General features: G+C 46.2%; 7 protein-coding genes and 1 tRNA gene. All 8 read left to right on the forward strand.

Going from position 1 to position 11,149, the window contains the following annotated elements; genetic code table 11:
• Window positions 1-100 precede the first annotated feature (100 nt).
• The 8 genes from rpoC (at window position 101) to V7S65_RS29610 (ending at window position 11,009) form a co-directional block, all read left to right on the forward strand.
• Window positions 101-4,399 (forward strand): DNA-directed RNA polymerase subunit beta', encoded by a 4,299-nt coding sequence (gene rpoC / locus V7S65_RS29575; protein ID WP_079470666.1) that lies wholly within the window; start codon window positions 101-103, stop codon window positions 4,397-4,399.
• Window positions 4,400-4,497: 98 nt separating this feature from the next.
• Window positions 4,498-5,190 carry a DUF4397 domain-containing protein gene (locus V7S65_RS29580; protein WP_079470665.1) on the forward strand — a complete coding sequence of 231 codons (693 nt, stop codon included), beginning with the start codon at window positions 4,498-4,500 and terminating at the stop codon, window positions 5,188-5,190.
• A gap of 132 nt (window positions 5,191-5,322) precedes the next feature.
• Complete coding sequence (locus V7S65_RS29585) at window positions 5,323-6,321, forward strand: glycerophosphodiester phosphodiesterase (RefSeq protein WP_336389077.1); 999 nt, start codon at window positions 5,323-5,325, stop codon at window positions 6,319-6,321.
• Between the two features lie 117 nt (window positions 6,322-6,438).
• Window positions 6,439-7,053 carry an OmpH family outer membrane protein gene (locus V7S65_RS29590; protein ID WP_079470663.1) on the forward strand — a complete coding sequence of 205 codons (615 nt, stop codon included), beginning with the start codon at window positions 6,439-6,441 and terminating at the stop codon, window positions 7,051-7,053.
• A 78-nt stretch (window positions 7,054-7,131) separates the two neighbouring features.
• Complete coding sequence (locus V7S65_RS29595) at window positions 7,132-8,565, forward strand: APC family permease (protein ID WP_079470662.1); 1,434 nt, start codon at window positions 7,132-7,134, stop codon at window positions 8,563-8,565.
• Window positions 8,566-9,174: 609 nt separating this feature from the next.
• A complete protein-coding gene (locus tag V7S65_RS29600) occupies window positions 9,175-9,780 on the forward strand; it encodes a DUF4254 domain-containing protein (protein ID WP_336389076.1) in 606 nt (201 codons plus the stop codon).
• 10 nt (window positions 9,781-9,790) lie between these two features.
• Complete coding sequence (locus V7S65_RS29605) at window positions 9,791-10,831, forward strand: glycosyltransferase family 9 protein (RefSeq protein ID WP_336389075.1); 1,041 nt, start codon at window positions 9,791-9,793, stop codon at window positions 10,829-10,831.
• Between the two features lie 104 nt (window positions 10,832-10,935).
• A tRNA-Gln gene (locus V7S65_RS29610) sits at window positions 10,936-11,009 on the forward strand.
• The last annotated feature ends 140 nt before the right edge of the window (window positions 11,010-11,149 follow it).

Consider the following 11,149-nt stretch of genomic DNA (forward strand, 5'->3'; position numbering starts at 1 on the left):
TGGCAGTAATGCCAGTGGCTGATAGCTTGGATATTTCGCAGGAATAAAATTTTTGTCGCTGGCTTACCACCAACGGCTAACAGCTAAAAGCTAATTACAGATGGCTATCAAAAAAGAAAATCGTCCTAAATCAAATTTTAACAGCATTACCATCAGTCTGGCTTCTCCGGATGTTATTCTGGAGCGTTCATACGGTGAAGTGCTGAAACCTGAAACCATCAACTACCGTACTTACAAGCCGGAACGTGATGGTTTATTCTGCGAAAGGATATTCGGGCCTGTAAAGGATTACGAATGTTATTGCGGAAAATACAAACGTATCCGTTATAAGGGTATTGTGTGTGATCGTTGTGGTGTTGAGGTAACGGAGAAGAAAGTACGTCGTGAAAGAATGGGTCACATTCGTTTAGTGGTGCCCGTTGTACATATATGGTATTTCAAATCCCTGCCTAACAAGATCGGTTACCTGCTTGGAATGTCTTCCAAGAAACTGGAAACCATCGTTTACTATGAAAGATACGTAGTAATCCAGGCGGGCATGAAACAGGAGAAAGGCATGAACTACGGTGATTTGCTCACTGAAGAAGAATACCTGGATATCCTGGACACCTTACCAAAAGACAATCAGCTGTTACCGGATGAAGATCCTAACAAGTTTATTGCTAAAATGGGTGCGGAAGCGGTAGAAATGATGCTGGCCCGTATTGATCTGGACAGTCTTTCTTACCAGTTACGTAACCAGGCTGCAACTGAAACTTCCCAGCAACGTAAAGCGGAAGCGCTGAAGCGTTTGAGCGTGGTGGAAGCTTTCCGTGAAGCCAATGGCCGTGTGGAAAACCGTCCTGAATGGATGGTAATGCAATATATTCCTGTGGTACCACCAGAACTGCGTCCGTTAGTTCCATTGGATGGTGGCCGTTTTGCGTCTTCCGACCTGAACGACCTTTACCGCAGGGTGATTATCCGTAACAACCGTCTGAAACGTTTGATCGAAATTAAGGCGCCTGAGGTGATCCTTCGTAACGAAAAACGTATGCTGCAGGAAGCGGTGGATTCCCTGTTCGACAACTCCCGTAAATCCAACGCGGTGAAAGCGGAAGGTGGTCGTGCACTGAAATCACTGTCAGACGTACTGAAAGGTAAACAAGGCCGTTTCCGTCAGAACTTACTCGGTAAACGTGTGGATTATTCCGGACGTTCTGTTATCGTGGTAGGACCTGAACTGAAACTGCACGAGTGTGGTTTACCAAAAGATATGGCGGCTGAATTATTCAAACCGTTTATTATCCGTAAGCTGATTGAAAGAGGCATCGTTAAAACCGTGAAATCAGCCAAGAAGCTGGTAGATCGTAAAGAAGCCGTGGTTTGGGATATCCTGGAAAACGTGCTGAAAGGTCACCCGGTTATGTTAAACCGTGCTCCAACCCTGCACCGTTTGTCCATTCAGGCTTTCCAGCCTAAGCTGGTGGAAGGTAAAGCGATCCAGTTGCACCCGCTCGTATGTTCTGCGTTTAACGCGGATTTCGATGGTGACCAGATGGCGGTACACGTGCCTTTGAGCAACGCTGCAATCCTGGAAGCCCAACTGCTGATGCTGTCTTCCCATAACATTCTTAACCCGCAGAATGGTACGCCAATTACCCTGCCTTCACAGGACATGGTACTCGGCTTGTATTATATCACAAAGGGTAAGAAAACAATCGGTGATGTAGTGGTTAGAGGAGAAGGTAAAGCTTTCTACTCTGCTGAAGAAGTAATCATCGCATTGAACGAAGACCGTATCGACCTGCATGCTCACATCCGTGTTAAAGCTGATGTAAGAAATGCAAATGGTGAGCTGGAAAGAAAACTGATCGACACTACTGTAGGCCGCGTACTGTTTAACCAGCACGTACCTAAAGCTGCCGGTTATGTAAATGCCCTGCTGACCAAGAAATCACTGCGTGAAATCATCGGTGATATCATTAAAGCAACTGACATTCCAAAAACTGCAAAGTTCCTGGATGACATCAAACAATTAGGTTTCCGCATGGCGTTCCGCGGTGGTTTGTCATTTAACATTAATGACCTGATCATTCCGGATGTTAAGCAGGATATGATTGATGGTGCAGCCGGTGAAGTAGAAGAAGTTTGGGATAACTATAACATGGGTCTGATCACCAACAACGAACGTTACAACCAGATTATTGATATCTGGTCACGTGTGGATACGAAGGTGACAGAAACCCTGATCCGTGAGCTGGCAACAGACAAGCAAGGGTTCAACTCAGTATACATGATGTTGGATTCCGGTGCGCGTGGTTCCAAGCAGCAGATCAAACAGCTGGCTGGTATCAGAGGTCTGATGGCCAAGCCGCGTAAGAGTGGTTCTACCGGTTCCGAGATCATCGAAAACCCGGTATTGTCCAACTTTAAAGATGGTTTGAACGTATTGGAATACTTCATCTCTACGCACGGTGCCCGTAAGGGTCTTGCGGATACGGCGTTGAAAACGGCGGATGCGGGTTACCTGACCCGTCGTCTGGTAGACGTTGCGCAGGATGTGGTAATCAATGAAGAAGATTGCGGTACACTCCGTGGTATTGCTACTTCCGCGTTGAAAGATAATGAAGAAGTGATTGAAACACTGTACGACCGTATCCTCGGACGTACTTCCCTGCACGACGTATTTGATCCTCATAATGATGATGAGCTGATCGTTGCTGCCGGTGCTGAGATCACTGAAGAAATTGCACACAGAATTGAAGAAAGCGCTATTGAAACCGTAGAAATCCGCTCCGTACTGACTTGCGAAAGCCGTCGTGGTGTGTGCGTGAAATGTTACGGTAAAAACCTGGCCAGCGGTTATACTGCACAGAAAGGTGATGCCGTGGGTATCATCGCTGCACAGTCGATCGGTGAGCCTGGTACACAGTTGACACTGCGTACCTTCCACGTGGGTGGTGTTGCCGGTTCTACTTCCGTTGAATCCGGTTTGCCAGCTAAGTTTGATGGTACCGTTCAATTCGATGGCTTACGTACTACCACTTACGAAAACAACCAGGGTGAAAAAGTACAGATCGTTATCGGTCGTACCGGTGAGTTGCGTATCATGGACGTGAAAAACGACCGTCTGCTGGTAACCAACAACATCCCTTATGGTTCTACCCTGTTGGTGAAAGACGGACAGAAAGTAGTGAAAGGTGATATGCTCTGCACATGGGATCCGTTCAACGCCGTTATCGTGTCTGAAATCCCGGGTAGCATTCGTTTCGACAGCATCATTGAAGGTATTACCTTCCGTGAAGAAGCGGACGAACAGACTGGTCACCGTGAGAAAGTGGTAATTGAAACCAAAGACAAGAATAAGATCCCGTCTATCATGGTAGATGGTAATAAAGAGGTGAAATCATACAACTTACCGGTAGGTTCCCACATCGTTATCTCTGAAGGAGATAAGGTGAGAGCTGGTCAGGTAATCGTGAAGATCCCCCGTATTATCGGTAAACTGCGAGATATCACGGGTGGTCTGCCACGTGTAACTGAGCTGTTTGAAGCGCGTAACCCAAGCAACCCTGCCATCGTTTCTGAAATTGACGGTGTGGTAGCTTTCGGTAATATCAAACGTGGTAACCGCGAAATCATCATTGAAAGCCGTGAAGGCCAGGTGAAGAAATACCTGGTGCCGTTAACACGTCACATCCTGGTTCAGGACGGTGACTTTGTGAAGGCCGGTACTTCACTCTCCGATGGTTCTACTACTCCTGCAGACATCCTGTCTATCAAAGGACCGTTTGCTGTACAGGAATACCTGGTAAATGAAATCCAGGAAGTATACCGTTTACAGGGTGTGAAGATCAATGATAAACACATCGAGGTGATTGTTCGCCAGATGATGCGTAAAGTAAACATCGAAGATCCGGGTGATACCCGCTTCCTCGAAGGTGATACTGAAGACAGGTTTGATTTCTTCGAAGAAAACGATATGATCTTCGATAAGAAGGTGGTAACTGAAGCCGGTGAATCTGCTAACCTGAAAGCAGGTCAGATAGTAACACTGCGCCAGGTTCGTGAAGAAAACTCCCTGTTACGTCGTGCAGATAAGAAACTGGTAGAATACCGCGATGCACAGCCGGCTACTTCCAGTCCGCTCCTGCAGGGTATTACCAAGGCGTCCCTTGGTACCCGTAGCTGGATCTCTGCAGCTTCGTTCCAGGAAACCACGAAGGTATTGTCACAGGCCGCTATCAACGGTAAAACCGATGATATGATGGGTCTGAAGGAGAATGTGATCACAGGTCACCTGATCCCTGCCGGTACTGGTTTACGTGAGTTTGAAAACATGATCGTAGGTTCTAAAGAAGAATACGACATCCTGGCCTCTTCCAAGGAAGTGTTCCAGTTTGACGAAGAAGAATAGTATTATACAGATATTAAAACAAGAAGCGCTTGCCCCAAAGGCAGGCGCTTTTTGTTTTAATATTACTACATTTGAGTCCGTAAAAAGAAGCGGATTTCATGAAACACCTGATCATTCCTGTTTTAGTATTGTTAGTGATACTGGGCGCCTGTAAAAAGAACAGTGACAGTGCGGTACCTGATACTCACGGTAACTTTATGTTTGTAAATGCAGTGCCTGGCAATGATCAGTTTAATGTGATGCTGGATAGCCTTCCTGTTGCCAGCAACATAGGCTATGGCGCTAATACAGGGTATAAATCTTTCCGGGCGCAGAAGTACAACCTGATCATTTCCAACACCAGGCAGCCTGGTGTTGCATTATACCGTGGGCAGATCTTTCTGCGTAATAATCATTATTATTCTGCTTACGTAGGCGCCGACAGCGCCGGCAACCAGATACTGATTGCTACAGAAGATGACCTGAGCGCTCCCGCGGCAGGCATGTCTAAATTCAGGGTAATTAATTTTGCACAGGCATTCAGGCCCAACCGTACACCGCTTGGTATGGATGTTTATTCCGATACGCTTCCGCGCTTTTTCAGGGGGCTCACGTTTCCTGCACAAACTGGGTTTGCGCCGCTTTACGGCGACAGCGCCCATTACAAGATCAATTTCCGCTGGTCTGATTCTCTCAGAGTCCTAAAGACATTTGATATGGCTACCCAGGCGGGTAAGATATATACGCTTGTCAGCAACGGGTATCCGCTGGATCCAGCCAGGTTCAATGTGTTGCTCATACAGCATAATTAAAGCCATCGCTTCTTAAAGCTTTATAGTAATTTAACGTAGTGTTTTTCCACCCGGGGAGTGGAAATGAATAAATTGCGCGCTATTTTAGCCACAAACGCGGATCACATGAACAATTGCAAAAAAATATTTCTGATGGCAGGAATAACCTTGATGGGTACCGCAGCGGCGGCGCAACACGCCAACGCTCCTTACCTGGATGCCTATACGATTCCCGTTCAGCAAAAGAACGCGGTTATTGGTAAGATCTATGACAGGAATGGGCAGCTGTCGGCCGCCACGTTGCTGGAGGATAAGTCGGGGTTATTTACGATCAGCGGTCATGAATTGAAACTGAAAAAGAAAGCTACGGTAAGCAAGGAAGGTGATTTTACGTATCCGGTCCGTATTAAAGCAGGAACGGACACCGCTGAATTCCTGCTGGTAGCAGACGATTTTATCCGTAATAAAGTAGTGGCCCATCGTGGTGCATGGAAGCACCAGGCGGGTAGCCAGAACAGCATTACTTCCCTGAAAGACGCGATGAAGCTGGGTTGTGAGGGATCGGAATTTGATGTTTGGTTATCGTCAGATAATGAGCTGGTAATTTCACATGATCCGGAGATAGGGGGAAAGAAGGTAGAAGAGAGTACCCTGGCGGATTTGCAGACCGTTCAGCTGAAGAACGGGGACCGGGTGCCAACGCTGGAGGAGTTTATTGATATAATCCAGCAGCAGCACCGCACGCGACTGGTACTGGAGTTAAAGCCTTCCCGCACCGGCAGGGGCGATTTGCTGGCCACCAAAGCGGTAGCGATGGTGCAGGCTAAGAAGGCCCAGGCGTGGATGTTTTACATCAGCTTCGATTACAATATCTGCAAAAAAATAAAGGAGCTTGATCCCGCGGCAAAAATAGCCTATCTCAACGGGGATAAAACACCGGCGCAGCTGCAGGCGGATGGTATATGGGGACTGGATTACAACCAGCAGGTGTTTAAAAATGATCCGCAGCTGATTGCTACCGCGAAGCAACACAAAGTAACTACCAATGCATGGACAATAGATAATCCGGAAATAATGGACGATTTATTGAAAAACGGGGTGGATTATATTACCACCAATGAGCCGGAGATCCTGTTGGAGAAGGTGAAGTAATAATATTCGTTAAAACCTAGCTAAAAAAATGGATGGGAATATGAAAATCCATTAAAAACCTTATTTTAGCCGTTCCATTTTTCAAATGTACTAAAAGAAGCAAATCCACCTATTAACATGCGCACTTGTAAACAATTAGTGACTAAAGGATTATTAGCGGCATTTTCAGCCGGTTTATTGATGTCTTGCCAGGGAAATAAAGCTGGTAACAGTGCACCAGCTGCATCAAGTGCGGCAAACAGCGGTACTCCGGCTGCGGGTAGTTTTAAAATTGCTTATGTAGACCTGGATTCTCTGGAAGCGCATTTTGAGTATTTCAAGGAAAAAAGAGGCTTACTGGAGCAGAAGCAGCAGCAGATGGATAACCAGCTGAAAGGCAAGGCCCGTGCATTGCAGAGTGAGTATGAGGACCTGCAGCGCAGAGCATCTACACTTACCCAGGAGCAGGGAGAGGCAGCGCAGCGTAGCCTGATGTCTAAACAACAGCAGTTAGAGCAGGAAGCGCAGAATCTGCGTGCAACTTATACAGAGCAGGAGACTAAGTTTAATGAAGAATTGCAGAAAAGACTGGATGATTTCCTGAAATCATTTAACGCCGACAAACGTTTTGCATATATATTCTCTTATCGCAGTACTGCCAGCAACATCCTGTATAAAGATCCGGCTTACGATGTAACCCCGGACGTTATCAAAGGAATGAATGATAACAGCGCGGCAACTCCTGCTAAATAAGCGGATAAACCATCAGAAATTTTTTCTACCTTATAGTCCCGGTTCCCTTATGAGCCGGGATTTTTTATAAATATCAATATGGAAATCAACCAAACTAAATCATTCAAGCCATCCCTGGGCTTATTGGACGCTACCATGATCGTTGCCGGATCCATGATAGGTTCCGGGATCTTTATTGTAACTGCGGAAATTGCCCGTAGCGTGGGCGGCGCAGGCTGGATCACTGCCATGTGGGTACTGGCGGGTATTGTTACGCTGATTGCCGCAATGAGTTACGGTGAATTATCCGGGATGTTTCCCAAAGCCGGCGGCCAGTATGTGTATCTTCGCGAAGCCTACAATCCATTTATCGCATTTTTATTTGGCTGGACGCAGTTCGGTGTTATTCAGACTGGTACCATTGCCGCCGTGGCGGTAGCTTTTGCCAAGTTTACCGCTTACCTGATCCCGGGTTTCAGTGAGAAGAATATTTTGCTGGACGCGGGTATTGTGCAGATTTCTGCGGCGCAGATAGTGGCCATCGTGTCTATCATCTTACTAACATTTATTAACACCCGTGGTGTGCAACACGGCAAGCTGATACAAACGGTATTTACATTGGCAAAGCTGTTGTCTTTATTCGGGCTTATTATTTTCGGATTACTGTTTGGCGCAAAGTCGGAAATCTGGCAGGCCAACTGGCAGCATGCCTGGGACGCTGCAGCAGTTTCTTCGCAGAATGGTACGGTGGTAACGGCTGCGTTATCAGGATTGGCGCTGTTTGGTGCCATTGCGGTTTCCATGAAAGGCTCGCTGTTTTCCAGTGATGCCTGGAACAATGTGACCTTCATTGCCGGAGAGATCAAAAATCCTTCAAAGAATATTGGCCGTTCCCTTTTCCTGGGAACACTGATTGTGACCATCATTTATGTGAGCTGTAACCTGATGTACTTAGCTGTGCTGCCGCTGAATGAAATTGCGTTTGCCGCTAATGACCGGGTAGCCGTAGCCGTAACCGCCAAGATCTTTGGTTCCAGCGGCGCTATTATTATTGCGGTGATGATTATGATCTCCACTTTTGGTTGTAACAACGGGTTGATCTTATCAGGTGCGCGGATTTATTACACGATGGCAGAAGATAAGTTGTTCTTTAAAAAAGCGGGCGAGCTGAATAAGCACAGCGTGCCTGGTTATGGCTTATGGATCCAGTGTGCATGGGCTTCCATGCTTTGTTTAACCGGCAGGTACAATGATTTACTGGCGTTGGTAATTTTCGGGGTATTGATATTTTATGTGCTAACCATCCTCGGAATTTTTATTTTAAGAAAGAAGCGTCCGGAGATAGAAAGACCATACAAAGCATTTGGTTACCCCGTGCTGCCCATGATCTACATCGTAGTGGCATTATCGCTGGCAGCCCTGCTGCTGGTGTTTGAAACCAATTATACTTTACCCGGGCTGGGTATTATCTTGTTGGGCATTCCGTTGTATTATCTTACCAAGATTAAGCGGCCTGCTATAACAGAAAGCTAATTTGGACAAGAAAACGTTGTAATTAGCACAAACGTTGTATAAAAAATGGTGGCCACTGCATTTTATACTGCAGTGGCCATTCTTAATTTGCACTAAGACACACGGGCATAAAGATGTCCCCTTTTAAACCCTGATTATTTAGAAAACCCGGTACTATTTGAGAATAATTAAACAAAAGAAGTTGTCAACATTAACAGAGGAATCCCATAAGAAGTAGTGGTGAGAGGCCACTCCAGGTTTATGAAAAATAACGTCTGTGATCCTGGCCCTGTAATTAGTGATCTGGTATTTTGTTAACAGCTATAGCATTTTAGAACACCCTCAATAAAACGTTTAGCCATTAGAGTGATTGATTTTTACTGCATTCAAAAAATATTCAAAAACAAACAATCATAAAAATATTATTGCCAACATATGGTGTGATTACATCATTTCAGGGTAAAAAGGAAAATAAGGTGGTATAACCTTGACGGCATCTCAACCCCAAGATAACCATTGAAAGCCTTCACGATTTGCATTCTCGAACATTCACATGACAATCTTTTACAATAAGCGTATGGTCTCTACCATGCGCTTCTTTTTTGTCGCCAGCCTTTGTACATTTGCGCCATGTTTACACAATTGTGCAATAAGATATTTAACCAGAGTATCGTGGCCTACCATGAGCATAACGATGTGCATCAGGCCATTTCCAATCCCTATGAAAAGAGCAGCATTGAACACCTGCTTTTCCTGAAAAACTGGATAGACACGGTGCAGTGGCACCTGGAGGATATTATCCGCGATCCGAAGATAGACCCGGTGGAAGCATTGGGTATTAAGCGTTGGATAGACCGTTCCAACCAGGAGCGTACCGACGTGGTGGAGTACATCGATAGTTATTTCCTGGAAAAGTACGGCAAAACCGCGCCTGCTGCGGATGCGGGGATTAATACGGAGAGTCCTGCCTGGGCAATAGACCGTTTGTCTATTTTAGCCCTGAAAATTTACCATATGCAGGAAGAGGCTACCCGTGCGGATGCCACACCTGAGCACCGTGCAGCGTGCCAGCGTAAGCTGGATATCCTGCTGGAGCAGCAACAGGACCTGAGCACCGCTATTGAAGCGCTGCTGGCAGATATTGCCGCCGGTAAAAAGTTTATGAAGGTATACAAGCAAATGAAGATGTATAATGATCCTTCCCTGAACCCGGTGTTATACAAAAACGAAAAATAAATCTTCTTACTTGGGCACAGTTAAAACGATATTGGTTACCCGGTTGTCTGCTATGGGCGATGTAGCCATGACCATTCCTGTGATGAAACAGGTGCTGGATGAAAATCCGGAAGTGGAGATTGTTTTTGTGACCAACCGGAACTGGGGCGCTTTGTGCGCGGGGATTCCCCGGCTCACCTTTTTTCCGGCGGATGTAAAAGGCATCCATAAAGGGGTAAAAGGATTGTATCGCCTGTTCCGTGAAGTAAAAAAGGCGTACCGGATTACGGCGGTGGCAGACCTGCACAATGTGCTGAGGTCGCAGATTATCCGCACTTTTTTCCGTTTGAGCGGCACGCCTGTGGCGGCCATTGATAAAGGCCGCGCTGAAAAGAAAGCACTGACCCGGAAGGAAAATAAGGTATTGCAGCCGCTTACCAGTACCATAGAACGGTATGCGAAAGTATTCCGGCAACTGGGGCTTCGCTGTGAAATGGGCCGCAAACCCGTTTTTCAGCCCCGTGTGTTGCCCGGAACAGTTACAGCGGTAACTGGTTCGAAACAAGGAAAAAAATGGGTAGGATTGGCTCCTTTTGCCACTTACCGGGAAAAAATGTACCCTTTGGAGCAAATGGAGGCCGTTTTAGGCATGCTGGCGCAGGAGCAGGGGCTACAGCTATTTCTTTTGGGCGGTGGAAAGCAGGAGGTAGCATTGCTTACACAGCTGGCAGCCCAATATCCGCAGGTAATTGTGGTGGCGGGGCGTTTTTCCCTGGAGGAAGAAATGGCCATCATCGGCCAGCTGGATGTGATGATCAGCATGGATTCGGCCAATATGCACCTGGCTTCCCTGTTTGGGGTGCCTGTGGTATCTGTTTGGGGCGCTACCCATCCTTTTGCGGGATTTATGGGGTATGCACAGTCGCCTGAAAACGCCATCCAGATCCTTGATCTGCCTTGCCGGCCTTGTTCCGTATTTGGCAACAAACCCTGCTTCAGAGGGGATTACGCCTGTATGGAGTGGATAAAACCGGCACAGATAGCGGAAAAAGTGAATGAGATAGTTTTATAAGTCTTTACTGTAGAGGATTCCGAAGGATATTTTAAAAATATTGCAAGTTTTTTTTGCAGAAATAAAAAAAGTTATACTTTTGCCATCCCAAACAATAAGGGTATTGCCCAATAGTATAATGGTAGTACGACAGATTTTGGTTCTGTTTGTCTAGGTTCGAATCCTGGTTGGGCAACCAAAAAGCCGGAACTTTTAAGTTCCGGCTTTTTTATTTCTTCTGAGTCCTAAGTTGACATTTAAAACGGATCAAGTTGAAAAGTTGGGGGATTGTGTAAATTTAGGCATAGAGTTTAGTTAATCTGTAAAGAAAGAATTCTA

Source organism: Chitinophaga sp. CCNWYY40, assembly GCF_037483205.1.
GTDB lineage: Bacteria > Bacteroidota > Bacteroidia > Chitinophagales > Chitinophagaceae > Chitinophaga > Chitinophaga ginsengisegetis.

Coding starts and splice junctions, on each gene's coding strand:
- V7S65_RS29580 (WP_079470665.1), top strand. CDS start 4,498: ATGAAACACCTGATCATTCCTGTTTTAGTATTGTTAGTGATACTGGGC.
- V7S65_RS29590 (WP_079470663.1), top strand. CDS start 6,439: ATGCGCACTTGTAAACAATTAGTGACTAAAGGATTATTAGCGGCATTT.
- V7S65_RS29585 (WP_336389077.1), top strand. CDS start 5,323: ATGGCAGGAATAACCTTGATGGGTACCGCAGCGGCGGCGCAACACGCC.
- V7S65_RS29600 (WP_336389076.1), top strand. CDS start 9,175: ATGTTTACACAATTGTGCAATAAGATATTTAACCAGAGTATCGTGGCC.
- rpoC (WP_079470666.1), top strand. CDS start 101: ATGGCTATCAAAAAAGAAAATCGTCCTAAATCAAATTTTAACAGCATT.
- V7S65_RS29595 (WP_079470662.1), top strand. CDS start 7,132: ATGGAAATCAACCAAACTAAATCATTCAAGCCATCCCTGGGCTTATTG.